We start from the raw sequence: 24,643 nt of genomic DNA on the forward strand, positions 1-24,643 counted from the left end.
CGAGGGAGCAATTTTTATGAATCCATTATATTGGGTAGCGTTTAAAACGATAGTAAGAAAAGAATACATTCGTTATATGAGGATATGGGGACAAACCTTGATTCCCCCAGTAATGAATACAGCATTATACATAATTATATTTGGACATTTTTTGGGCAATAAAATTGGTACAATGGCTGGGGTCCCATATCTTGAATACTTAATACCGGGGATGATTATAAGTACTATCATTAATAATTCTTATTCTAATGTGGTTTCTTCTTTTTACAGCTCAAAAAGTCAAAAAGTAGTTGAGGAATTATTGGTTTCTCCAATTCCAAGTTACATTATAGTTTGGGGATATGTGATGGGAGGAGTTAGTCGTTCCATATTAGTAGCTTTATTAATTGGAATGATGACAACTATATTTGTTCCCATTCATATATATAATGTAGTGGTGTTAATAAGTGTAACAATTCTTACATCCTTAATTTTTTCATTAGGTGGTCTAATAAACGCCGTATATGCAAAAACATATGATCATGTTTCTTTTATACCCAACTTTATCCTAACTCCATTAAATTATGTTGGTGGTGTTTTTTATTCTATAACCATATTACCTCCATTTTGGAGTTATTTATCTCATTTTAATCCTATAGTGTATATGGTTAATGCTTTTAGATATGGATTTATTGGAAAAACAGATGTAAGTTTAACTATATCATACTTCGTGCTCATCTCTTTGTCTGTAATTCTTTATATAGTAGCTTGCCAACTTATTAAAAGGGGTATTGGGTTAAAGACATAAACCACCTTTTATTATTATATTTCGTCCCATTGAAATAATGGGACGACTTTTTAATATTTATGAAATCAAGAAATTTATCACTTATATCTTCTAATTAGCTAGAATTAGCCAATTTTATATGATTAATGACTTGTGTTAAGCACAAAGCAGGTTCGTTTAACACAATAAACTTTTAAAGAAAAAAAATAATCCTATAATCTAATGATTAGCTTAAATCAATAAAAGAATTAGGCTAATCATTTATACTATGATCTATTTTGAAAAGACGTATGGTCTTTATTAATATTTCATTTTGTCCTTATTTCTATAAATTATTATAGGCTCTCGTTTTTGCTTTAAAACGAGAGATTTTTATAATTTCCATGTTTTAACAAGCCAATTTTTACTTTTTGAGTATTTTAATAATTGTTGGTTTGGGTTTACAGCTACTGCATGTTTTGCAAAGTTGAGTAATGGAATATCATTTGCTGAATCACTGTAAGCAACAGAATTATGATAATTTATACATTGATTTTCTAACCAATGTTTTAGCCTTATGACTTTTCCTTCTTTATAACTTGGTGTTCCTAATATTTTTCCAGTAAATTTATGATTAATAGTTTCAACTTGTATTCCAATGGATTCAGAAATATCCAAATATTCCGCAATCTTTTTTACAATATGCTCTCCTGTAGCCGATATGATCATAATTTTGTGGCCATTCTCTTTGTGTTTTTTGATGCAATCAATTGCATCAGGATAAAAAATTTTAATAATTTTCGTCGATATGAATTCATTTAAGAGTGCATCAACTTTTTTTGTGTCTAGGGAAATTAATGGGTGTAAGGTTTTTTCCATATATTTATAAATATTTAATTCACCCCTGTAGTAGTCTTCCATCAAAGATTGTTCAACATCTTGAAGTGACTTTGGAGCAATTTCTTTTTCTATTAGGAATTCATTCCAAAGTGATGATGAGTCACCACAGATCAAAGTTTCATCCAAATCAAATATAGCTAAGGTATTATTTTCCATAAAAAAACTCAAAAATTTTATTTTAAAAAAAAAATGTTACAATTTTATTAAGTTTCATTGACTATATAATTAACCATAAATAATTTAATTAAGCATTCCGTTATTTGAATACTGTCTAATATATTCTTAGGAACTAAAAACTAGTCTTTATATTTTTTAGAATTAAATGCTTATAGGATTGATGCTTTATATCATGTAGGGCTAATCTTCTGTAGGAACTTATTATGTGTATCTATGTTATACAGGATTCATCCAACAAATACTAAAAAGAAATATTATTACTTTAGGTTAATATTAAAAAAAAATGGACCTTTTAAAACTTCACAAAAGAATCCATTCTTATTTATGTATGATTTTTTTGAAATAAAAAGCCTTATATTTAAAAATATTCTTTTTCTAAGTATTTGATTATATCATTAGATTCATATAACCATTTATCACTATTTTCTTTAGTGATTCGTAAGCAAGGAACTTTTCTTTTCCCACCTAAATTAATTAAATCAGTTTCAGATGATGTGCCTGGCTTTACTTCAACAATTTCAATGTTTAAATTTAATCTTTTGATTTGTCGTCTAACTTTGACGCAAAATGGACAGGATTTAAACTGATAAAGTTTTAAATTTTTTGTGGCATTGTCAACTACCTCTTGTTCTTCAGTCGATCGATTAATAGAGCTTGGTGTAAATACTTTATCCAAAAAAAGTATAATTGCTCCTAGTAATTTTCTTATGACTTTAATGAACATGTCATTTGCTCTCCATGTATTACTTACTTATTGTAAGTATAATTTTTGATATAAATCCATAATTTAAATTTTTCATTGAGTATTAAAAAATAAACGAAAAATTTTTGAAAAAAGTTAATTTCATGTGACTAATAAACTTTTGCCAATAAATTAAATTTAACATTTTTCTTAATAACTTTTCTACTATTTTTATTCTTTTTGCTTGATATTTTCATTAAATTGATTAACTCTGTTGATTAAAGTGTTACGTAAAAATCCTGTACTTTTTCCATAAGTTTTATCTATACATAAACTATTTAATTTATTATTTTATTTATATAGAAAAATTATTAGAAAAATTGAACAAGCGATTCTCAAATTAATTTTTAAATATTGGCACATATTTAGTCCTTCATGTAACCGCTTAAATTCTTTAATTTATACCTAATAAATAATTTTCCAAGCTCAATCAATTTGATATTATTAGATCTTTAAAGTTGTTAGTGTTAAATCATATAATAAAATAAAAATTTTTATATGTAATTCATTCAAAAATCAATTTGGAAAACAATTCGTGATTAAAATTAATGATTATTTTCATCTCTACAAAGAGGCAAAATTAAATTCAACGAAACCTTTTAAAGCGAGAGGTTCGAAAATAACTAGATGTCATCGTTGCTTTTTAAAAGATAGTTTGTGTATTTGTGAATATAGAAAGACTCTTGAAACTAATGCAAATTTTTTAATTTTAATGCATTCAAACGAAATTCTTAAACCGAGTAATACAGGTAAGCTGATTGTAGACCTTTTTCCTAAGACAAAATGTTTTAAGTGGGATAGAAAAAAACCTGGAACAGAATTATTAAACGAGTTAAATAATGATAAAATACGACCAGTAATTATTTTTCCAAATCAATATTTATCTGAACCTAATAGAGAGATTGACTCATCTGAAATTCAATCTTTAAATTATGAAAAGTTTCTTTTTATAATTTTAGATGGCAGTTGGTATGAAGCACGTAAAATGTTTAGAAGTAGTGAATATTTAAAAAAATTTCCAGTGCTTTCACTTAACTCAATCCATATTTCTGAATATCGGCTTAGAAGCTCTGATAATAAAACGCACCTTTCAACAGCTGAAGTAGCAGCTAATATTCTTAAGGAGTTTGGTGAGGGGAGCAATGCAAAAAAACTATTTCAGTGGTTTGAGCTTTTTAACTCACATTACATGAATGGAAAAAAAAACATAGATACAAAGAATGATCATTTAATTTCCAAAATTTTAACTAATTAAAGTTTAACTAATTGTTTAGAAATTTTCTGTAAAGATTTTTTCATTTTAGGTGATAAATTATCATTTGATAATAAGTATTGAATGGATTCAAGGCCATTTGAGTTTTTGTTTAATTTCTTATAATTGTTAGCTTGATGTATTTGTGTCTTTTCAAATAGTAATGGGCTTACTTTAGATTCTATATTGATTAAATGAGGATCTAAAGTTTCTCTTAACTTTGACACTAATGAACTTTTTAAAAAATTAAAATACATTTGTGTCGGAGCCGAAAGTACATGAATTTTCAAAATTTTGTGATTATAACTTACTACTTTGATCTTATTATATATTTCTGGTTGAAGTTCTTTTTCTAATGCAGATTCAATAAGACTGTTTTTTTTTGATAATTGGATCGCTTTCATAAATAGAGCATTTTTTAATGCAATATTATCTAACTTCTGTATATTAGACTTAATCATAAACTTCCGTGCAACTTATACATGCTAAAACTTGAGAGCAGTTATAATGAATACTAAAAATAAATATCTAAAAAATAATAAGCCGAAAATGATATTTAATCAATCTTTTAGAGAGCAATCGGACAATTTTAGTAATCCGCAAACAAGAGCATCTTCAGCATCACCTCAAAAAAAAACACATCAAACCAATAATATAGGTGCTAATAACAATCAAAATAATCCTAAAAAAAATACTGCCTATTCTATCCATCATGATGTAGAAGAGAAGTTTGATGAATTAATACAAAATGTCATAGAAATAGCATCATCAAACTATGAAACTGAATTTGGTAGAAGGGCAATTATAAAAGCTAATATTAAGAAGTTCATCCGTGAAAATTTTTATTTGAAGAGAAATGTAACAAACTCCTATGATATTAACCCAGTTAATATTGAAAAAAAATATGACATATTAAATAAAAATTTTGAAGATCATCAAGAACTAATGAGTCAAACAGTAAAATCTGAAAAACCCTTTAGTGAGCATTTATTAAATATTAAAAAGAAAAAAAAAGAATATAAAGAATTTATAGAAAAAAACGGACAAGTCCCAGATAATTTTAGAGTGAAAGATAAGTCAGATGATTTAATTAAAAAAGAAAAAGTTCGTAAAAATAAATTACCTGATATTTTTGAAGATTTAAAAAAAACATTACTTGGTAAAAATTAATTACTTAATTAAGTTTATATTGCTAAGTAAAGGTTCTTATGATACTGGGATTTCACTAAAAAAAGGAATACTAAAAAAATGTATATTGGGATAGACGTAGGTGGAACTAACGTTGTATGTTCTTTTTTGATAAAAATTTTGTACCTTTAAAGTCGGTTAAATACAAAACTCCGATTGATTTATATAGTGATTTTTGACAAAAATAGTAAGTAGTGTAGAGCAATTAGAGAATACTTTTAATCTAGTTGATTCCATTGGCATTGCTTTACCTGGATTCCACAAAAATGAGGTTATTCACTGTGCGAATATCCCATCTATAAATCAAAAGAAATTAATTTGTGACTTAGAAAATTTGCTTAAAAAAAAAATATTTTTTGATAATGATGCAAATTGTTTCTCTTTATCTGAAAGCACTTTATTGAAAAAGAGTGAAAATGAAACACAAGAACACATTTCTCTTGGAATAACAATCGGGACAGGAATAGGAATTGGAATAATTATTGACAATAAAATCATTCATGGACGTAATAAAATATGTAGTGAGTTTGCACACCAGTCCATCCCAATTGATGCCTTTGAAATTTTAGGAAATAAGCTACCAAAATTTAAATGTGGTTGTGGCAAATACAATTGTATTGAGACTTTTGTCTCTGGAACAGGTCTTTCAAATTTATATTATGAAGAAGTAAATAAAAGATTTGAAGCTTCAGATATTTACAGACTCAGTCTTGAAAAAGACACAAATGCACAAAAAGTAATGGAACAATACATAGAGCTATTATGTATATGTTTGTCTAATTTAATATTAACTTTGGATCCCGACGAAATTATAGTTGGCGGGGGAGTTTCTAATATGAATGGAATTTTGGAAGCATTAGTTAATAATATACCAAATTATCTTCTAAATAATATGGAGATGCCAAAAATCAAAAAAGCTATTTTTGAAAATAGCGGGAGTAGAGGAGCTGCTTTGTTGTGCGTTCAGGGTAAATAATTGTTATGCACTATAAGAATGAAGCATTGAAAAAGTGTAAAGGATAAAATTGGGGACTATTTTTTTAAATATCTGTTTTAAATGGCTTACTTCTCACTGTTTAGGGAGCTAAATATAGTTGTGATGATGGTTTTAAATTCAAACTAGCAAGGTATTGTGATATAAAACCATTGGCAGAGCTTAGTAATGCGATTATATATACAGTAAATGAAGGTTCTTACCATCAAGTTTCTTAATGGCATGCCAGTTTTCGAGCTGGCATCCTGGTTCATTTAAAAGTACTAACAAAGAACGGACTAAAAAGCGACTAATTTCAATGCCTAACTAATATCAAAATGATGAAAGTAATGACCAAAATCTCAAATTATATTTTGTTTTTATAAATATTTTAATGCACTATAACTTTATATGTTGTAAAAGATATTACAAGGTAATTAGACATAAATATCAATTTTATTTTGCTAGCGAGCGATACATTTACAATTTTAAAAAAATGTAAAGTAACTTAGATCAAATATATAATGTAAAATACTGTAATATAATAGTTTTTTGAATTCAATTAGTCGATTTGACATTATTCAATGAATCATAACCATAACTTTTTGTATACAAATAAAATTACAAACCATTATAATTCAGTCTGAAAAGAGAATAGTGCAATTAATAAGTGTATCTTGCTTCAATACCTTTTGGTGGTTCTTTTATTAATTAATTTTCTTATAAATATAAAAAAATGAATTGTTTAAATCATTGATTGCTCAACACACTTCACTCTCTTACTGATTTCTTATGCATTTTTAACTAGAAAGACATAGTTTAACTTAATCAATTTCCAAAATCATATATTTGATTTATATAAGGGAATATCATTTCCTGTTATATATTTATTTCTTAAAAAAGAAGATACTTTATCCATCAACATAACAACAAGTACCAACAAAATGGTAATGAATCCTACAACGCCCCAATTCCAAAGCCTCATACTTTCAGAATATACTAAACCAACTCCGCCTGCACCAACAAAACCAAGAACAGCAGCACTTCTAATATTGGATTCTATCTCATAAAGAGAAAAGGATAAAAACTGAGGAAAAGATTGTGTAAAAATGGCAAATCTGTTTTTTTGTATTGATGATGCACCAAGTCCATCTAATCCCTTGCTTGGTTTTTTATCTAAAGAATCGTGGTGATCAGCAAAAAGTCTTCCAAGAAAGCCCACATCAGCAATAAAAATTGCTAAAACTCCGGCAAAAGGGCCCATGCCAACCGCTCTTACAAAGATTAATCCCCATACTGCAATATCAACTGCTCTAAATATATCGAATAACCTTCTTATAAATAAATTAAGAGGTTTCATCCAAATGCTTTTGTTGAGTGTTCTAGCTGCTAAAAAGGACAACAAAATTGCAACAAGCGATCCCATTGTTGTAGCTGTAATAACAATAGCAATTGTAATCAAAACTTGACCAATATAATATTTAAAGGGCCAATGAAAAAAATCTTTCCAATAAAACATATAAGTAATAAAAGTAAAAAAATCTTTTAGCCCATGGAATGCTTTATTCATATCAGGACCATATTGTTTAAAAAAGACGTAATAATAAGCGATTAATATTATTGAGCCACAAAAAATCTTAATTAAATAATTAGTATATTTTTTTTTCACGGTGTCTAACATAATCTTTTTATCTTGATCAACTTTAAAATTATTTGGTTTCATTATCCTTTTTGCCCTTCTAAAACATATTTGAGAATTTTTGATGAAATGATATCTATTAAAATAACCACAGAAATAATAAGCAAAATTGTCATACTTACCTGATCATAATGATTTAACTTAATATTTGTCATTAATTCTTGACCAATTCCACCTGCACCTACTAACCCAAGAACTGTTGATTGTCTAAACGAAATTTCAAATCTCATAAAAGACAGAGCAATGATGTTGGGTTTTATTTGAGGCCAAACTCCAAATCTAAGAAATTGTAGTTTATTTGCACCACAAGATTTTAATCCTTGAACTGGTTTTAAAGAGATTGACTCAATAACCTCGTAGTTAAGCTTGGTATTACAACCTATTGAATGAAGGGTGAGTGCTAAAAAACCTGGGATAACTCCAATACCGAATGCCATAACAAACATGATTGCCCATGCAAATTCTGGCATTGTTCTTAAAAAAGCGACTGTAAATAAAATGGGCATTCTTATATATGCTGGGGTATCTGTATTCTTAGCGGCAAAGAATGAAATGAAAATAGCTAAAAAACATCCGATTATCGATGCTGATAAAGCCATATTTATAGTATCCCATAGAAGAGGAATTTGAATATTGAGTCTATATCCCCAATAGGCTAATGAGCCTTTTACTAAATGACCATTAATTTTTCCAACCAATAAATCGTTAAAATGTAAAGTTGGAAGTGTCATATAAATGTAGTCAAAAAAATTAGGTAGTCTTTCAATGAGAGTTGTAATACTAAATTCAGTAAAACTTGACGAATAGAAATATAAAGATAAAACAAAAATAGTAAACAATATATTATCTCTTTTTTGTTTTCTTTTAATTCCTAAATAATATTGATTAAATTCTTTGTTCAAGATATATCTCCTAAAAAGCCCTGTTAAACAGGGCTTTAAATATTAATTATATGCTCATTAACTTCGATTGTTATCGTTTAGAGTTTTTCTTAAATTAATAATAGCTTGGTAGTCTTTTAGAGAAGTATTTGCAAGATGTAATTGACCACCTAACGCTTTTTCCATACAAGGATGGTCTTCTTTATCAAGTTTATGTAAAGCCGCAATTACTTTTTTCTTAAAATCTTCAGGTAAGTTTTTTCTGATGGTAATTGGCCCATTTGGTATTAAATCAGATTTCCATATCACTCTAATCTTTTTCATTAAATCAGGATGTCCAGCTGAAACAAACTCAGTAAACTCACCAGAAGTATATCCTTTAGATCTATCTCCAACTAATGAACTCCATGTTACAGCTCCATCAAATTGTCCATTTAATACACCGACTAAATCTTGTTCATGACCACCTGAAAAAGTCACACTTGAAAAAGTATTGTTAAATTTATTATCCATATTGCCGCCAAACATTTTTGAAAACTGATATTGAGGCACTAAATAACCAGAGGTCGAATCTGGATCTGCAAAACCAAATGCTTTACCTTTGAGATCTTTCAATGTTTTATAAGGACTATCAGATTTGACTACAACAACTGAGTAGTATCCTTTTGAATTATCAGTATCATCTTGAGGGATGGCTACCAATTGAACAGCATTAGGATCTTGGGTATAAACCGATGCAAAAGCTGAGGCAGATCCATTTAATACTAAATCTATTGTTCCACCTAATTGCCCTTGTATAACCCCTGCATAGTCAGAGGAGTTTCTTAATTTTGTATCAACATTTAATTCTTTATCAAGAAAATTTTTCACGCACATGTTGTCGCCAATTTGTTGAGTAGCAGATTCTCCTCCTAAAATTCCAATATTTAATGTCTTGGGAGTATTACTCGCAACTGCATTACTTGATATTATAATTCCAGCTAAGATGGTTGATATTTTAATTATTTTTTTCATGTTTAATATTTCCCTGTTTAAATTTTAAGGTTGGATTATAGAGTTGTTTCATCATTGTAAATATTATCCAAGTCATTACTTGTGAGGTTATTTGGTGAACCGTCAAAAACGACTGATCCTTGACTAAGTCCTATTACTCTAGTGCAATATTGTTTGACCAATTCTATAGAATGAAGGTTGACAATTACTGAGATACCTTTATGACTAACTTTAGTAAGTGCATCCATAATTTTATGTGTATTTTTTGGGTCTAGGGATGCAACAGGTTCATCGGCTAAAAGAATATCTGGTTCTTGCATTAAAGCTCTGCATATTGCGACTCTTTGTTGTTGACCACCTGATAAGTTTTCTGCTCTCTGGAGGGCATGAGGTAAGATTTTTAACCAATCTAATAACTCTATTGCTTTTTCTTTATCTTTGTTTTTAAATATTTTGAACAAAGTTTTAAAATTGGATTCGTAGCCTAATCTTCCCATCAATACATTTGTTATAACATCAAGGCGTGGAACTAGACAAAAATCTTGATAGATAGTACCGCAACATCTTTTCCAAGATCTTATGTTTTTTGAATTATATTTTGTAATATCTTGAACTGATCCATTATTTTGGTGATGAAGAATGCTTCCTGAATTAGTTTTTTTTGAACCATTGATACAATGAAGAAGAGTTGATTTCCCTGCACCTGATTTGCCAATGATACCAATTAACTCTCCAGATTTTATTTCTAAAGAAACCTTATTTAATACATTTCTGCTTGAATTATAAGATTTTGTTAGTTCTGAAATGGTTAAAATAGTTTTCCTTGAATTTTTAATAACTCTAGGTTTGAAAGAGTGGTTAAATGTTTCATTCACTTTTAAAGACATTGTAGAACTCATTTTTTTTCCTCTCAATTTGTTTCTAAATATTTAAAACAAATTTTGTTACAGAAAAAAGAAAAAATCATGACAGGTTAGTGACACTTTTTTAAAAGTTTAATGAATGAATGAAAACTTTTAAATATTAAACTTTTATTAACATAAGGTGTAGACAAGTTAAGTTTAATATAAAAATTTTTACATAAAAATCATAGTGTTAAATGTATAAAAATATAAGCTTGTCTATTTTATTCATTAAAATGTCACTTTTTTTAAATTAATTTGTAATATTTTGGATATAAATTTTCACAGGTAAGGGTTTCGTTTAAATATTTTTTAATTTTAGTAAGGATCATTTATCTAATGTTTATTTATCAAAATATTGCAAAACAATTAAAGATGAATATTGATGAAAATCTTTATAAAAATGGTTTTTTACCATCTGAAACTGACTTAGCAAATCATTTTAAAATTAATAGAAATACCTTACGAAAAGCACTTAACGAATTGGTAAAAGCAGGACTTATCGAAAAAAAACAAGGTAAAGCTACCTTGATTATAGATAAAAACAACACTTACTTATTAAGTGGATGTTCACACTATACCAAAAACTTCAAAAAAAGTGGCATATATCCAAGAACAAAAGTTTTGTTTTGTAAAAAGATTAGCCCGAGTTTGAATGTATCATCTTACTTTGAACAAAATTATAAATATTTAATACATATAAAAACTTTGAGGATAATTCATAATGAGCCGAGGTCTCTCATTGATCACTATTTACCTTTTACAGATCGATATGAAGAAATAAAGCATTTTAAAACAGGTTCCTTACATTATTTCTTACAAAATCACTTAGGTATTAAGCTCACAAGAAAAAAAACAACTATAAGTGCTTTAATGCCTTCTGCTATTGATAAACAGCACTTAAATCTAAAAAGTAATATTCCTGTAACATTAGTTAAAACTGAAAACAAAATCAATAATGAAGAAGGTTTTCTTGGTGAAATTTCATTTTCCAGAACGCGTTCTGATCTTGTCCAAATTACTGTGGAGCATTAGATGGATAATAATAAAGATAGAAAAGAGTGGATTTCTGCATTGTCGCATGCAGACTTTGATTCATTAGAAAAAATGTGGGAAGACCTATCAATAGATATCTCATATACATTTATTAAAAAGCCTGAAATAGGATTAACACAAATTCAAGGAAGAATGGGTTCAACAGGTGACCCTTTTAATATTGGTGATACAACAACAACAAAATGCATTGTTGAATTAAACTCTGGTGATATAGGTTATTCTTTTTTGATTGGTAGAAATAAAAAGCACGCCATTATTGCAGCTGTATTAGATGGACTCCTCCAAAATAATGATTATCACGTTTTTATCAATTCACAAATAATCCAACCTCTTAAACAAAAAAGAATAGAAAAAATTTCGAAAATAAAAAATGAAACAGCAGCTAGTAAAGTTGATTTTTTTACAATGGTGCGTGGTGACAGCTAAATAAAGGTTATATGATGAAAAAAATTTTAAAATCATTTGATGATGAAATACATAATAGTCAGGATTGTTTTAGAAAAATTCTTAAAGCAATGTCTGAACCTGGCACTAAAGTAAAGCTTAATTATATTAAAGGATTTGGGAAATCAGCAGCAGCTTCCACACAAATATTACTGACTTTATCAGATCATATGACAAGTATATGGTTTTCAGAATATTTTAAAAAAGACACTGATTTAACGAATAATATTTCATTTTACACAAATTCAAAGATTGTAAATAATTCAAAATATTCAACTTTTGCTCTTATTGATGGTTCAGAGGAGCAATACTTTGAAGGAACATTACCATTTAGCGTAGGTTCTTTAGAATATCCAGACCAAAATACTACAGTTATTGTTGAGGTATCATCCTTTTCCCATGGGGACAGTTATTTTCTAAAGGGACCTGGTATCCAATCAACAAAACCGTTAACTATATCTGGACTTCCTAAGTCATTGAGCTCTTATTTAATCAATAGAAAAAATGAGGATATATTTCCGATGGGTATAGATTTTGTTTTTGTATGTGATGAAGAAGTTATTGCTATTCCAAGAACAACTTTAATGGAGAGAAACACATGTATGTAGCAGTGAAGGGAGGAGAAAAAGCAATTGAATCCGCTCATGAATTACAAAATAAAAAAGAAGAGGTCCGTTAGCTACTCCTGAATTATCAGTAAAACAGATACAATACCAATTAAGTGGATCGGTTGATCGAGTTATGACAGAAGGTGGTATATATGACCCTGAATTGGCTGCATTATCGATCAAACAAGCATCAGGAGATTTAGTCGAAGCAATATTTTTATTGAGAGCATACAGAACAACCCTTCCTAGATTCGTTACTTCAAAACCACTAGAAACAAATAAAATGGTTATTCAAAGAAGAATTTCTGCAATATATAAGGATATTCCTGGTGGTCAAGTTTTGGGTCCAACTTATGATTATACTCATAGATTGCTTGATTTTTCCTTGTTGGCTGAAGGTTCAGATAATGAGGAAAAAACTAATAAAAAAGAAGAAAATCCATCTTTTTCAGAGGAAGACAATTATTCTCAAGTAACTTCAATGCTAGAAGAGGAAAATTTGTTAGTAATGGAAAAAAATACTGACTGTATTGCTTCAGATTTAACTATGAATCCAATTAGCTTTCCATGCGACAGATCAGCTAAATTACAGCAATTAGTCAGAGGCGATGAAGGTTTTCTTCTTGGTATGGGGTATTCCACTCAAAGAGGTTATGGAGATAATCATCCTTTTGTTGGGGAAATACGAATTGGAAATGTTTCTGTATCTGTTTTTTCAGAAGAATTAGGGTTTGAAATAGAGGTTGGGGAAATTGAAATATCAGAGTGTCAATTAATTAATGGCTTTACTGGAGATAAGAATCAAAGAGCCAAATTAACTCGTGGTTATGGCCTGGCTTATGGTCATAATGAAAGAAAAACAATTTCAATTGCATTAGTTGATCGAGCTTTACAATCAAAAGAGTACAACGAAGCCGTTGAAAGCCCTGCGCAAGATGAAGAGTTTGTTTTATCTCATGCAGATAATGTTGAAGCCTCAGGCTTCCTTTCTCACCTTAAACTTCCGCATTATGTTGACTTCCAAGCAGACATAAATCTGCTCAGACAAATGCAAAAGGATTTTGATAATAATCAACAAAGTATTGAGAGAAAATCTAATGACTAATTACAGCCTTACAGATAATAATCTTGAGCACATAGACAATGCTATGTCATATAATTTTGGGTATTTGGATGAACAAACTAAACGTATGATAAGACGTTCCATTTTAAAAGCAGTTTCAATTCCAGGATATCAAGTACCTTTTGCTGGTAGAGAAATGCCAATGCCATATGGCTGGGGAACAGGTGGTGTTCAATTATCAGCTGCTATTTTAGGTACTAAAGATGTTTTAAAAGTCATCGATCAAGGTTCAGATGATACAACTAATGCTGTATCAATCAGAAATTTTTTTAAAAAAGTTTCTGGTATTGAAACTACAGAAGATACGGGTAAAGCAACAATCATTCAAACCAGGCATCGAATTCCAGAAGAACAATTAAATGAAAATCAGATTATTGTGTATCAAGTTCCAATTCCTGAGCCGATGCGCTTTATGGAAGCAAGGGAAACTGAAACTAGAAAAATGCATGCTCTGGAAGAATATGGCGTAATGCACGTCAAACTGTATGAGGATATTTCTAAATTTGGCACTATTTCAACAGCTTATAGATATCCTGTTTTAGTGAATAATAGGTATTTAATGGATCCATCACCAATTCCAAAGTTTGATAATCCAAAGATGGACAACATGAGTGCTTTACAATTATTTGGAGCAGGAAGAGAGAAACGGATTTATGCTATACCGCCCTTTACGAAGGTTAAAAGTTTAGATTTTGAAGATTATCCTTTTGAAATTCAAAAGTGGGATGAGAAGTGCAGTATATGTGGTTCTATTCATTCTTACCTTGATGAAGTTGTTATGGATGACGAAGGAACAAGAATGTTCGTATGCTCAGATACAAATTATTGTAAAAAGCAATTGGAATTAAATCAAAATACAACGTTGGATAAAGCATGAGTAAAGAAGAACAACCATTACTAAAGGTCAGAAATTTAACTAAACTATTTGCAATAAATAAAGGCTTTCAAAATATTAATTTAGAAATTTATCCAGGAGAAGTTTTAGGAATAGTTGGCGAATCTGGTTCAGGAAAAAGTACTCTTTTAAAATCATTATCAGGAAGACAAGAGCCTGACAGTGGAAAAATTCATTACAATATGTCATCAAATAATCAAGAAATGCTTGATTTATATAATGCAGATGAAAGTTTACGAAGAAAATTAATAAGAACAGAATGGGGTATTGTGCATCAACACCCATTAGACGGGTTAAGACCTAGGGTATCGGCTGGAGGTAATATAGGCGAAAGACTCATGGCTTTAAATGAAAATAATTATAGTAAAATTAGATCTGAAGCAATTAATTGGTTAGAAAGTGTTGAAATACCACAAGACAGAATAGATGATTTACCCATTATTTTTTCTGGCGGAATGCAACAACGTCTTCAAATAGCAAGAAATTTAGTCACAAAGCCTAAATTGATTTTTATGGATGAGCCAACTGGTGGGTTAGATGTTTCAGTTCAAGCTAAGTTATTAGACTTATTGAGAAATCTTGTTATTGAACTAGGCCTTTCTGTTGTCATTGTAACACATGATTTAGCCGTAGCGAGATTGTTAGCTCACAGACTTATTGTGATGAAACAAAGCAAAATTGTGGAAACTGGGTTAACCGATCAAGTTTTGGATGATCCACAACATCCTTACACACAACTTTTAGTATCTTCTGTTCTGCAAAATTAAGGCCGTTAAAATGAATTCAATGATTAAAGTACATAATGTATGTAAAAAATTTATTCTGCATAATCAAAGTGGTATTGAAATTGACGTTTTAAACCAAGCAAGTTTTGCAGCAAACAAAGGAGAATGTATTGTTCTTAATGGTCAGTCAGGTTCAGGAAAATCAACACTTTTAAGAGCACTATACGGCAACTACTTAGTTGATAAGGGAAGTATAGAAGTTTGTCATGATAAAGAATGGTTTGATATTACAAAACTATCAAACAGAGAAATGTTAATGGTAAGAAAAAATATTATTGGTTGGGTTAGCCAATTTCTAAGAGTTATCCCGAGAATAAGTACATTAGATGTCGTTATGTTACCAATGTTAGAATTAGGTGGCTCCAAAGAAGTAGCTTTGAAGAAAGCTAAAAATTTACTTACTCGTTTAAATGTACCATCCCACCTTTGGAATTTAGCTCCTTCAACTTTTTCTGGTGGAGAACAACAAAGAGTCAATATAGCCAGAGGTTTTATCATTGATTATCCAATCCTTTTATTAGATGAGCCTACTGCATCACTTGATTCAAAGAATAGCGAGGTCGTAGTTGATTTAATTAATGAAGCGAAACAAAGAGGCTCATGTGTTATTGGAATTTTCCATGATGAAGAAATAAGAAAAAAAGTAGCTGATTGTTATTATGATATGAAACCAATCAATAATTTATAATAAAAGGACTTAAGATATGATTATTACTAATATTAAATTAATATTAAAAGATGAAATTATAAATGGTTCTATTGAGATAGAAGATGGGAAAATTAAAAATTTTTCTAATACAACTTGCCATTTACCTTCAGCAATTGATGGAGGTGGGGCTTGGTTGATGCCTGGTTTAGTAGAGTTACATACAGATAATCTAGACAAATATTTTACACCAAGACCAAAGGTTAATTGGCCTCCTTTTTCAGCTATGAAAACCCATGATTATCAGTTGGCTTCAGCTGGCATCACAACTGTTTTAGATGCGGTAGCACTTGGAGATTGGCGAGATGGCGGGACAAGACAACAAAATATGTCTCAAATGATAAACACTATTACAGATAGTCAAAAAAATGGTATGAACAGAGTCGATCATTATCTTCATTTAAGATGCGAATTACCTCATGAGAGTACAGTTCCTGATTTAGTAAAATATATTGATAATGATAACCTAAAATTGGTTTCTTTTATGGATCATTCTCCTGGACAAAGACAATTTCAAGATATTAATAAATATAGAACTTATTATATGGGAAAATATAATTTTAATAGAGAAGAAATGGTGGACTATGAGCAAGATCAAGTAAAACTTTCAAAGAAATGGTCAAGAAAAAATAGATTACATATCGCTCAACTGTGTCTTGAACGAATGATTTCTATGGCTAGTCATGATGATGCAACTCAAGAACATGTTCAAGAGTCACATCAATTATCTATGAATATAGCAGAATTTCCTACAACAATAGAGGCAGCAAAGCTTTCTCATGAATTAGGATTAAAGGTGCTCATGGGATCTCCTAATGTTGTTAGGGGTGGGTCTCATTCAGGTAATGTCGCAGCGCATGAATTAGCTCGTTTAGGCTATTTAGATATTTTATCTTCTGATTATTATCCAATGAGTTTATTGGAATCAATTTTTTGTTTAACAAATGATAATAGAAATACTTTAAAATTACATGAAGCCGTTCGATTAGCTACATATAACCCTGCTAGGGCTTTAAATTTATTTGATAGAGGAGAAATCCAAGAAGGGAAACTTGCTGATTTGATTTTAGTTAAAGAAATTAATGGGCAAATTCTTATTGATAGAGTCTTTAAATCTGGCAAGGTTATATTTTAAATGAAAAAAATATTTTATTTTATGGGTGCATCAGGCTCTGGTAAAGATAGTATTATAAATGCTATCAAGCGTCAAAACATAGAAAATCTGATGGTAGCCCATCGATATATTACAAGAAAGCCTGATTTAAGTGGAGAAAATCATGTTTACTTAACCAATCATGAATTTAATACAAGATTGAAAAATAATTTATTTTCGATGTATTGGTCTGCTAACAACTATAAGTATGCTCTTGGTAAGGAAATAGAACATTGGCTCGATTCATCTTTTCACGTCTTAATCAATGGTTCTCGAGCATATTTGGGCAATGCTCAAAATCAATTTGGAGCTTCTTTGATTCCAATATCTATAAATGTCGATCCTAACGTTTTAAAAGAAAGACTTTATTTGAGGGGAAGAGAATCACCTGAGGAAATAAATATGAGAATTAAACGATCGGAAGAGTTTAATCTAAATAATAATGCTGATTATATTATTTCAAATAATGGAAGTATCGAAAGCAGCGTAGCTCAATTTAATGAGATATATAACATTTTTAATAATCAATAAGGGGCTTTTATGGCAACTTTTAAACTTCTAGGAACTGGAAATGCTGCGATGTGTCCTGTTTATGGTTGTGAATGCAAAGCTTGCAGTCGTGCATTAGAGGATCGTCATTATAGAAGAAATAAAACATCTGCATGCCTAACTAGTAATGGTAAAAACTTGTTAATTGATGCAAATCATCATAATTTAATGGATATTTTTAGTAAAGGCGATATTGATAGTATATTATTGACTCATTACCATATGGATCATGTCCAATCTTTATTTGATTTGAGATGGAGTGTCCACAATACAATTAATGTCTATGGACCTCCGGATATCAAAGGTTGTGATGATTTATTTAAACATCCAGGAATATTAAATTTTGATAATTTTTTAGAAGAATATAAGCCATTTTATTGGGAAGGTATTAAGATAACGCCATTGCCAATGATACACTCTAAAATTACTTATGGATATTTGTTTGATTCTGGTAAAAAAAAATTAGCCTATCTAACAGACACTCTTAACTTACCGACAAAAGTTATATCTTTTATTAAACAAAATAAAATTGATTTTATGATATTAGATTGTAACTTTCCTCCTGCAGTTAACCAGCCTAGAAATCATAATAATATAGATATTGCTATAGATTTGGATAATAAATGTAATCCTAAATTATTTGGTATTACACATATCAGTCATCAGTTAGATTGTTGGTTAATGGATGAACAAAATTACTATACAAACAAAAGAAGATTCGTAGCATACGATGAGCAGGAGTTCTTTTTAAATGATTAAGAAAAAATTAATGAAAGACAAATTACATTTGGGAGTAAATACAAAATTATCTAACTTTAATCATGGTATATATAATAAAGTAGGTTCTAATTGTATATTGACAGATGTTCAGCTAGGTGATTACTCCTACATAGAGCCAGGATGTGATATAATGTATACCAATATCGGTAAATTTACCTCAATAGCATCCAATGTAAGAATAAATCCTAGTAATCACCCTTGGTGGAGACCAACGCTACACCACTTTTCATATAGACCTGGGGAATATGGTTTTGATAATGATGTTAATGCTTTAGACGATGAGATTTTTGAATGGCGTAAACAAGAATCTGTTACTATAGGTCATGACGTATGGATAGGTCATGGAGCAATTATAATGCCTGGAGTTACAGTTGGTAACGGTGCAATTATAGGATCTGGCAGCATAGTGACTAAAGATATCAAAGCTTGGTCAATATATGTAGGTAATCCAGCAAAATTTTTAAGAAGTAGATTTGATGATAAGCTTTCAGAACAATTTGAAAAATTAAAATGGTGGGATTGGCCAGAAAAAAAATTACGAGAAAATCATGAAATGTTTAGAAAAGATGCCAAATCATTTTTAGATGATTTTATTGAATAACATTTAATATTTTTTATGTAAACTATATCTTAAGTTAGTAATCATTTTATTTAATTAATTACTAACTTAATAAATTTGGTTTCTACATTTATTGTCCATTGTGTCCATTGTGTCCATTGTGTCCATTGTGTCCATTGTGTCCATTGTGTCCATTGTGTCCGTTGTGTTTAATATATTTTTGCCAGTCATTTTTATGGCGCTGTTCTCTTCTATATTGTTTATAGTGTTCGTTATTATGCTTCCAATCATTTTGATGTCTTTGCCAGTTATCCTTATGATCTCTATGCTTTATAGTAATATTTGAGTTTGCTAAACCTTCTGCAATGTCTTGAGCAACAAGATCACTATCATCATTATTTAGATCCTCAGAGATATTTGCTACCATACCAACTAACGCCCCAGCGTTTTCAATTTTGATGGTATCGGCATTTGTTACAAAAGGAAAACTTAAAATTAACAACGATAAAGTTATAGTTGAAAAAATAATATTTAATCTCATATTTATTAACCTCTTAATTTTTTGAGTCATGTTATTTTTGAATAAATCAAATTAAATTAATATTGAATTGTGATTAAAAGGTGCTTTTTGGGATTACTGGTATATTTATTAATTAATATTATGAGATTAATTAAATGTTTTGGAAGTTTTATTATGTGAAATTATCCCAGTTTTCGTCCCAGATAGTGGCAGAATTTATAATTTGAATGGCTTTTAAATACTAGCCCACAATAATATCTTTTGGCTATATTATTGTGAGTTATGGATTGAAATTTTTAATTGTATTTAATTAATTTTGCTAAATTTCTGTTTTTTTTTTCCAAATTGTTACTTCAGTATATGAATGCTGAAATTTGTTGCTAGTTTCTCTTATAACAAAAGGAATTTTTTCAGGTTCTTTAATTAAAATGAAATGATGTTGTAATAAATTTTTAATTTCAAAAAAAGAAGAAACTTGTTCACCATATTCATTAGTGTAACCACCCAACCAATCTTTCTTATCAGTAAAATCCTCAAGCCAGGTATATGGAGAAGCTAAAACTAAAATCCCATCTTCATTTAAGTGATTATGTATCGATGTCAAAAATTGCTTAGGTTTTTTTAGTCTATCTATTAAATTACAAGCTAAAATTAAATCAAAAGATTTTATTTTTTCAGGTAAATTACATGCGTCAGCTTGAATAAAGCTTATATCTTTCTTAGTTGCACTATGCTCAAAAGCAACTTCTTGCGATTCAGTTAACAGGCCTTCTTTTACTAATTGATATTTTATGCTACTTCTCTCAAGGATATTGTATGCAGTTTGAATAAAGCGGGCTGAGAAATCGATACCTGTTACATTTTTAAAAGATTTTGATAACTCAAAACAAGATCTACCTACAGAACATCCAATATCTAGTGCAGTATTAAAATTAATAGCATTATCTTTACAAATATCAGAAATTTTTAGCATCAAATTAGGTGTTTCAAAGTATGATGGTCCATAGTGAAAATGAATATATTGAGATACCGATGTGTCAGTTTCATATATATTTTCTGATTTTTGCTCTGCATAGTCTGATTGAACATATTTAAAACCAGCGTGCTGATAAAAATGCTCTCTAAAAGCATAACGAGAAAATTTCATAATTTCATTACCTGTTGAAATAAAAGAACCTCCTTTCATTATTTTATGTCTATTGTCAAAAGTAGGAACTGAAAAATCATCATACATAGGGTGAGTTTTGAAGCCATCATAACCCGATATATTTGTTTCAGTCCATTGCCAAACATTTCCCACAAGATCGAATATTTCACCAAAAGAAAATTTATCTACGGGGCAGGGAGATGCATAGAAGTTGATGTTGTAATTAGCTGGGTGATTCAATAATTGTTGTTCTGAAAAGTTTTCTCTTATTAGGTACCACTCTGTTTCATAAGGTAATCTAATTTTTTTATTTTCTTTTATTGATTTCCAGTTACAGAAAGCTTTTGCTTCTAAGTAATTAACCTCCACCGGCCAGCTCCAGGGCATAGGAATAACCTTATTAATAACTCTTAAAAAGTACTCGTCATTTTTGTGCAGCCAAAAAACTGGAAGGTTGATGTTTTGATTTTTTTTCCACTTTACTCCATCATCAGACCAAAAATTATCGTTAGTATATCCTTGATCATTTATAAACTCTAAAAACTCACCATTGGAAACAGAGAATTTACTAATTTTAAAATCTTGAACAGTTTTACTTTCTTGTCCATATTCATTGTCCCATCCATAGAAATCTTCATTTATGTCTTTGCCAAGAGATAAAGTACGTCCCTTAAAACTAACAAATTTATTTTTTGGAAATTGTTTTGAGATTAAGTTACAAGTTTTCCATCGTTCACTTTCACTTTTCAAATGCTTTAACTTTAAATGCCGAATTAAAACAGATGATGTTTCTAAATGAATACGCTCATGTTCAATACCCATTAAAATAACCCACCATGGAGACTGTTGATGAATTGTATCGGTTAATTCCAGTTTATCTATCAACTTGAGTACAGTTTCAAATACTTGTTTTCTATAAATTCTAACGTCTTTAGCTGACGGCCAGTCAAACTTTGTTTTGTTTATGTCGTCCCATGACATTTCATCAACACCAACCGCAAAAAGACTTTCAAAATTGTCATTTATGCGTCGATCAATTAATCCACTTAGCATAAATTTATTAATATAAAAAACAGCAGTATGACCGTAATAAAAAATTAAAGGATGTCTTAATTTGTCAGGTTGTTGAAAAAAAGTTTCATCATTGTCTAAAAGAGAGAATAAACTTTCATAAAGTTCGAATGAATTAATAAAATAATTTCGTATTTCATCTTTTTTATTATTTGATTCTTGTGTATTTAAAGAGGGCGTGACTAATGATTTCATAGCTAATTGATTCCTTTCAATGTATGATATTAATTTTTATATTTTATAATATTTTATAATATTTTGATTTGTCAGATGTCACTCTTTTTGAAATTGTTGTATGTTTTCTTTTTTACCTAAATATTTTGGTTGAGTGTTCATTATAAACAAATCTATAAATGCTTTAACTCTTGCAAAGACTTCTCTAATATATAGTTTAATCAAACTCTTACCCTTAGGAGACGAGACACCATAACATATAGCGTCTATGTGGTTGTGTTGGGCAATGAAAACAGATCTTGCGCAGTGCCATTTTTGGGTAATAATTACATATTTGTTAAGCTGAAATACTTTTTTGGAACGAACAATCGAATCTAAAGTTCGAAAACCTGCATAATCAAGAAAAATGATCTTTTTTGGTATTCCTATTTTTTCCAAATATTTTTGCATAAATTTGGGCTCATTATATTTTTTTGTTGAATTTTTGCCACTAACAAGGAAGTAATTAACTTTTTTGTCTTTATATAATTTATAAGCACCTTCCATTCGTTTTACAAAATATGGATTTGGATTACTTGTTTTCCCTGGTCCATTGCCAAGAATAAGAGCGAATTCAGATTTTGGTATATGACTTGTATCAGTATAAATTCTATTTGCTGTAACTGAAATGATAATAAAGTTAAGTATAACAATACTCATTATTATAATAATCAGTATTGTTAAACAAAGGTAAAATAATTTTTTCAAGGTAAACTGCTATTTTTTTATTTATCTTAACTTTAAATAAAAAAAAATTAAAGTATTAAATTATCATTAAAAAGATGTTCTGCGGTACTCTCTATAGTTTGGTTCCCAAAAGTTTTCTTCTATTTTTTCTTTAATACGTTCATCAGTGTTCAATGGAGCAAGGTTTTGTTCGATAGCTTTTTTGGCAACTTTAAAGGCAATATATTTAGAGACCTCTTGAATATCTTGAAGGGGTGGCAAAAGTGATCCATGGCCATTGACAGCTAAAGGAGAACAATCAGAAAGAGCTTCACTTGCTTCTAAAAACATTTCGTCAGTTACTCGGGATGCATTTACCGAAATGACGCCAAGTCCAACACCAGGAAATATGTAACTATTGTTACATTGTGCAATTGCATAAGACTTATCTTTGTACAAAACTGGCATAAAAGGTGACCCTGTAGCAACAAGAGCGTTACCCTCTGTCCATTCAATAATATCTGATGGTGTTGCTTCAACACGACTGGTTGGATTAGATAGTGGGAAAATAATAGGACGCTTACAATTAGAATACATAGATTGAATCACTTCTTTTGTAAAAAGCCCACTCACCCCAGAAACACCGATCAAAATAGTTGGTTTTGCATGTTTAATAACATCAAGTAATGAAATATCATGACCTTTACCCCATTTTTCAACTCTACTTTGGTCTTGTGCTAATTTCTCTTGAAAATCTAACAAGTTCGGCATCTTGTTTGTCAAAAGACCAAATCTATCTATCATAAAAACATTTGAGCGGGCTTCTTTTTGAGATAACCCTTCCTTAACCATATGCGAAACGATAGCTTCAGCTATACCACATCCCGCTGAGCCACTACCTACAAAAACAACCCGCTGTTCTGATATTTTTGTGTTAGATGATTTACATGCGGCAAGAAGAGAGCCTAAAGCAACGGAAGCTGTACCTTGTATATCATCATTAAAGCAACGATAATCATGTTTATATTTTTTGAGAATAGGGTTCGAGTTCTTGAGCGCAAAATCTTCAAATTGAATAAGAGCATCTGGCCATCTTCTTTTTATTGATTGCATAAATTTATCAATAAATTCATCATATTCTTTCCCTGTGATACGATTATGTTTCCAACCCATATAAAGTGGATCATCAATAAGCGTCTGGTTGTTTGTCCCTACATCTATGATGATTGGAAGAGTGTAAGCTGGACTAATGCCTCCACAGGCAGTATATAGAGATAATTTTCCAATAGGAATACCCATGCCTCCAATCCCTTGATCACCAAGACCTAATATACGCTCACCATCAGTTACGACCACTACTTTTACATCTCTAATAGAAGCATTGTTTAAAATATCATCAATTCTATCTTTATTATCATAAGACAAAAAAATACCTCGACCACGACGATAAATCTCTGAAAACTTTTCACAAGCAGCACCAACTGTGGGTGTGTATATTAAAGGCATGATTTCATCAATATGATTATTTACTAATCTATAAAAAAGAGTTTCATTTGTATCTTGGATATTTCTTAAATAGATATGTTTTTCCATATCATCGTGAAAAGATTTTAACTGCATATAAGAACGTTTTTCTTGTTCCTCAATCGTCTCAATTCTTTCTGGTAAAAGGCCTTCAAGATTAAAATACATTCTTTCATTTTTACTAAATGCTAATCCTTTATTTAAAAGTGGAGTCCCTAGCAAAGCGGGCCCACCAAGAGGAATATATAGAGGTCTTTTTGTTTTATTGTCCATATTTTGCTCAGTATATAATTAATAGTTTATTATTTTGCATCATATATTAATATTTTTTTTGAGCAAAGGGTATCTAAATAATTTAAGATTTCATATTTTGTGATTTAAACATAGATTGA

25 protein-coding genes and 1 pseudogene are annotated in these 24,643 nt (G+C 29.7%); 15 read left to right on the forward strand and 11 right to left on the reverse strand.

Going from position 1 to position 24,643, the window contains the following annotated elements:
* Window positions 1-16: 16 nt before the first annotated feature.
* Window positions 17-787 (forward strand): ABC transporter permease, encoded by a 771-nt coding sequence (locus tag CF386_RS06745; protein WP_089073623.1) that lies wholly within the window; start codon window positions 17-19, stop codon window positions 785-787.
* 351 nt (window positions 788-1,138) lie between these two features.
* Here CF386_RS06745 and CF386_RS06750 read toward each other — a convergent pair whose 3' ends face one another.
* Complete coding sequence (locus CF386_RS06750; RefSeq protein ID WP_089073624.1) at window positions 1,139-1,801, reverse strand: HAD family hydrolase; 663 nt, start codon at window positions 1,799-1,801, stop codon at window positions 1,139-1,141.
* 379 nt (window positions 1,802-2,180) lie between these two features.
* Complete coding sequence (locus CF386_RS06755) at window positions 2,181-2,540, reverse strand: glutathione S-transferase N-terminal domain-containing protein (RefSeq protein ID WP_089073779.1); 360 nt, start codon at window positions 2,538-2,540, stop codon at window positions 2,181-2,183.
* Between the two features lie 559 nt (window positions 2,541-3,099).
* On the opposite strand from CF386_RS06755, the gene CF386_RS06760 reads away from it, so the two are divergent.
* Complete coding sequence (locus tag CF386_RS06760) at window positions 3,100-3,819, forward strand: tRNA-uridine aminocarboxypropyltransferase (protein WP_158522319.1); 720 nt, start codon at window positions 3,100-3,102, stop codon at window positions 3,817-3,819.
* Here CF386_RS06760 and CF386_RS06765 read toward each other — a convergent pair.
* Complete coding sequence (locus tag CF386_RS06765; protein ID WP_089073626.1) at window positions 3,816-4,277, reverse strand: DUF721 domain-containing protein; 462 nt, start codon at window positions 4,275-4,277, stop codon at window positions 3,816-3,818. The two genes, CF386_RS06760 and CF386_RS06765, sit on opposite strands and share 4 nt — an antisense overlap.
* A 46-nt stretch (window positions 4,278-4,323) precedes the next feature.
* On the opposite strand from CF386_RS06765, the gene CF386_RS06770 reads away from it, so the two are divergent.
* Window positions 4,324-4,986, forward strand: a complete 663-nt coding sequence (locus tag CF386_RS06770; protein ID WP_089073627.1) for a hypothetical protein — start codon at window positions 4,324-4,326, stop codon at window positions 4,984-4,986.
* Window positions 4,987-5,179: 193 nt separating this feature from the next.
* Window positions 5,180-5,980 (forward strand): ROK family protein, encoded by an 801-nt coding sequence (locus tag CF386_RS06775; RefSeq protein WP_089073628.1) that lies wholly within the window; start codon window positions 5,180-5,182, stop codon window positions 5,978-5,980.
* 838 nt (window positions 5,981-6,818) lie between these two features.
* On the opposite strand, the gene phnE (CF386_RS06780) is transcribed toward CF386_RS06775, so the two are convergent.
* The 4 genes from phnE (CF386_RS06780) to phnC are packed head-to-tail and all read right to left on the reverse strand — an operon-like array spanning window position 6,819 to window position 10,449.
* Window positions 6,819-7,700, reverse strand: coding sequence for a phosphonate ABC transporter, permease protein PhnE (gene phnE / locus CF386_RS06780; RefSeq protein ID WP_089073629.1), 882 nt, complete (start codon window positions 7,698-7,700; stop codon window positions 6,819-6,821).
* Entirely contained in the window at window positions 7,700-8,578 is an 879-nt protein-coding gene (gene phnE / locus CF386_RS06785; RefSeq protein ID WP_089073630.1) for a phosphonate ABC transporter, permease protein PhnE, read from the reverse strand. The genes phnE (CF386_RS06780) and phnE (CF386_RS06785) overlap by 1 nt, the downstream gene beginning before the upstream one ends.
* A gap of 57 nt (window positions 8,579-8,635) precedes the next feature.
* Window positions 8,636-9,571, reverse strand: a complete 936-nt coding sequence (phnD, locus tag CF386_RS06790) for a phosphonate ABC transporter substrate-binding protein (RefSeq protein WP_089073631.1) — start codon at window positions 9,569-9,571, stop codon at window positions 8,636-8,638.
* Between the two features lie 35 nt (window positions 9,572-9,606).
* Window positions 9,607-10,449 (reverse strand): phosphonate ABC transporter ATP-binding protein, encoded by an 843-nt coding sequence (phnC, locus tag CF386_RS06795; RefSeq protein ID WP_225971699.1) that lies wholly within the window; start codon window positions 10,447-10,449, stop codon window positions 9,607-9,609.
* A gap of 342 nt (window positions 10,450-10,791) precedes the next feature.
* On the opposite strand from phnC, the gene CF386_RS06800 reads away from it, so the two are divergent.
* The 11 genes and pseudogenes from CF386_RS06800 (at window position 10,792) to CF386_RS06850 (ending at window position 19,152) form a co-directional block, all read left to right on the forward strand.
* Window positions 10,792-11,487 (forward strand): GntR family transcriptional regulator, encoded by a 696-nt coding sequence (locus CF386_RS06800; RefSeq protein ID WP_089073632.1) that lies wholly within the window; start codon window positions 10,792-10,794, stop codon window positions 11,485-11,487.
* Window positions 11,488-11,934: a phosphonate C-P lyase system protein PhnG gene (phnG, locus tag CF386_RS06805; RefSeq protein ID WP_089073633.1), complete on the forward strand. Its 447-nt coding sequence runs from the start codon at window positions 11,488-11,490 to the stop codon at window positions 11,932-11,934.
* A 14-nt stretch (window positions 11,935-11,948) separates the two neighbouring features.
* Window positions 11,949-12,560, forward strand: a complete 612-nt coding sequence (gene phnH, locus CF386_RS06810; protein ID WP_158522320.1) for a phosphonate C-P lyase system protein PhnH — start codon at window positions 11,949-11,951, stop codon at window positions 12,558-12,560.
* Window positions 12,551-13,665, forward strand: a pseudogene (locus tag CF386_RS06815) (carbon-phosphorus lyase complex subunit PhnI). Before phnH ends, CF386_RS06815 begins: the two are co-directional and overlap by 10 nt.
* A complete protein-coding gene (locus CF386_RS06820) occupies window positions 13,658-14,560 on the forward strand; it encodes an alpha-D-ribose 1-methylphosphonate 5-phosphate C-P-lyase PhnJ (protein ID WP_318778968.1) in 903 nt (300 codons plus the stop codon). The pseudogene CF386_RS06815 and the gene CF386_RS06820 overlap by 8 nt, the downstream one beginning before the upstream one ends.
* Window positions 14,557-15,345, forward strand: a complete 789-nt coding sequence (gene phnK / locus CF386_RS06825; RefSeq protein ID WP_089073635.1) for a phosphonate C-P lyase system protein PhnK — start codon at window positions 14,557-14,559, stop codon at window positions 15,343-15,345. The genes CF386_RS06820 and phnK overlap by 4 nt, the downstream gene beginning before the upstream one ends.
* A 10-nt stretch (window positions 15,346-15,355) precedes the next feature.
* Entirely contained in the window at window positions 15,356-16,051 is a 696-nt protein-coding gene (gene phnL, locus CF386_RS06830; RefSeq protein WP_089073636.1) for a phosphonate C-P lyase system protein PhnL, read from the forward strand.
* Window positions 16,052-16,067: 16 nt separating this feature from the next.
* Window positions 16,068-17,204, forward strand: a complete 1,137-nt coding sequence (gene phnM / locus CF386_RS06835) for an alpha-D-ribose 1-methylphosphonate 5-triphosphate diphosphatase (RefSeq protein WP_089073637.1) — start codon at window positions 16,068-16,070, stop codon at window positions 17,202-17,204.
* A complete protein-coding gene (phnN, locus tag CF386_RS06840) occupies window positions 17,205-17,753 on the forward strand; it encodes a ribose 1,5-bisphosphokinase (protein ID WP_089073638.1) in 549 nt (182 codons plus the stop codon).
* Between the two features lie 9 nt (window positions 17,754-17,762).
* Window positions 17,763-18,530, forward strand: a complete 768-nt coding sequence (gene phnP, locus CF386_RS06845; protein WP_089073639.1) for a phosphonate metabolism protein PhnP — start codon at window positions 17,763-17,765, stop codon at window positions 18,528-18,530.
* Window positions 18,523-19,152, forward strand: a complete 630-nt coding sequence (locus tag CF386_RS06850) for a DapH/DapD/GlmU-related protein (protein WP_089073640.1) — start codon at window positions 18,523-18,525, stop codon at window positions 19,150-19,152. The genes phnP and CF386_RS06850 overlap by 8 nt, the downstream gene beginning before the upstream one ends.
* Window positions 19,153-19,240: 88 nt before the next feature.
* Here CF386_RS06850 and CF386_RS06855 read toward each other — a convergent pair whose 3' ends face one another.
* The 4 genes from CF386_RS06855 to CF386_RS06870 all read right to left on the reverse strand — a co-directional run bounded on the left by CF386_RS06855 (window position 19,241) and on the right by CF386_RS06870 (window position 24,524).
* Window positions 19,241-19,651 carry a hypothetical protein gene (locus CF386_RS06855; protein WP_089073641.1) on the reverse strand — a complete coding sequence of 137 codons (411 nt, stop codon included), beginning with the start codon at window positions 19,649-19,651 and terminating at the stop codon, window positions 19,241-19,243.
* A 298-nt stretch (window positions 19,652-19,949) separates the two neighbouring features.
* Window positions 19,950-22,043, reverse strand: coding sequence for a 5-histidylcysteine sulfoxide synthase (ovoA, locus tag CF386_RS06860; protein WP_089073642.1), 2,094 nt, complete (start codon window positions 22,041-22,043; stop codon window positions 19,950-19,952).
* Window positions 22,044-22,121: 78 nt separating this feature from the next.
* Window positions 22,122-22,721, reverse strand: a complete 600-nt coding sequence (locus CF386_RS06865; protein WP_089073643.1) for a SanA/YdcF family protein — start codon at window positions 22,719-22,721, stop codon at window positions 22,122-22,124.
* A 114-nt stretch (window positions 22,722-22,835) separates the two neighbouring features.
* Complete coding sequence (locus CF386_RS06870; protein WP_089073644.1) at window positions 22,836-24,524, reverse strand: NAD-dependent malic enzyme; 1,689 nt, start codon at window positions 24,522-24,524, stop codon at window positions 22,836-22,838.
* Between the last annotated feature and the right edge of the window lie 119 nt (window positions 24,525-24,643).

It is taken from the genome of Paraphotobacterium marinum (assembly GCF_002216855.1).
GTDB classification, from domain to species: domain Bacteria; phylum Pseudomonadota; class Gammaproteobacteria; order Enterobacterales; family Vibrionaceae; genus Paraphotobacterium; species Paraphotobacterium marinum.

Bases quoted from the DNA above. Each gene is read 5' to 3' on its own strand.
- CF386_RS06745 (WP_089073623.1), top strand. From the start codon at position 17: ATGAATCCATTATATTGGGTAGCGTTTAAAACGATAGTAAGAAAAGAA.
- CF386_RS06750 (WP_089073624.1), bottom strand. From the start codon at position 1,801: ATGGAAAATAATACCTTAGCTATATTTGATTTGGATGAAACTTTGATC.
- CF386_RS06765 (WP_089073626.1), bottom strand. From the start codon at position 4,277: ATGATTAAGTCTAATATACAGAAGTTAGATAATATTGCATTAAAAAAT.
- CF386_RS06770 (WP_089073627.1), top strand. From the start codon at position 4,324: ATGAATACTAAAAATAAATATCTAAAAAATAATAAGCCGAAAATGATA.
- phnE (WP_089073629.1), bottom strand. From the start codon at position 7,700: ATGAAACCAAATAATTTTAAAGTTGATCAAGATAAAAAGATTATGTTA.
- phnD (WP_089073631.1), bottom strand. From the start codon at position 9,571: ATGAAAAAAATAATTAAAATATCAACCATCTTAGCTGGAATTATAATA.
- phnC (WP_225971699.1), bottom strand. From the start codon at position 10,449: ATGAGTTCTACAATGTCTTTAAAAGTGAATGAAACATTTAACCACTCT.
- CF386_RS06800 (WP_089073632.1), top strand. From the start codon at position 10,792: ATGTTTATTTATCAAAATATTGCAAAACAATTAAAGATGAATATTGAT.
- phnG (WP_089073633.1), top strand. From the start codon at position 11,488: ATGGATAATAATAAAGATAGAAAAGAGTGGATTTCTGCATTGTCGCAT.
- phnH (WP_158522320.1), top strand. From the start codon at position 11,949: ATGAAAAAAATTTTAAAATCATTTGATGATGAAATACATAATAGTCAG.
- CF386_RS06820 (WP_318778968.1), top strand. From the start codon at position 13,658: ATGACTAATTACAGCCTTACAGATAATAATCTTGAGCACATAGACAAT.
- phnK (WP_089073635.1), top strand. From the start codon at position 14,557: ATGAGTAAAGAAGAACAACCATTACTAAAGGTCAGAAATTTAACTAAA.
- phnL (WP_089073636.1), top strand. From the start codon at position 15,356: ATGAATTCAATGATTAAAGTACATAATGTATGTAAAAAATTTATTCTG.
- phnM (WP_089073637.1), top strand. From the start codon at position 16,068: ATGATTATTACTAATATTAAATTAATATTAAAAGATGAAATTATAAAT.
- phnN (WP_089073638.1), top strand. From the start codon at position 17,205: ATGAAAAAAATATTTTATTTTATGGGTGCATCAGGCTCTGGTAAAGAT.
- phnP (WP_089073639.1), top strand. From the start codon at position 17,763: ATGGCAACTTTTAAACTTCTAGGAACTGGAAATGCTGCGATGTGTCCT.
- CF386_RS06850 (WP_089073640.1), top strand. From the start codon at position 18,523: ATGATTAAGAAAAAATTAATGAAAGACAAATTACATTTGGGAGTAAAT.
- CF386_RS06855 (WP_089073641.1), bottom strand. From the start codon at position 19,651: ATGAGATTAAATATTATTTTTTCAACTATAACTTTATCGTTGTTAATT.
- ovoA (WP_089073642.1), bottom strand. From the start codon at position 22,043: ATGAAATCATTAGTCACGCCCTCTTTAAATACACAAGAATCAAATAAT.
- CF386_RS06865 (WP_089073643.1), bottom strand. From the start codon at position 22,721: ATGAGTATTGTTATACTTAACTTTATTATCATTTCAGTTACAGCAAAT.
- CF386_RS06870 (WP_089073644.1), bottom strand. From the start codon at position 24,524: ATGGACAATAAAACAAAAAGACCTCTATATATTCCTCTTGGTGGGCCC.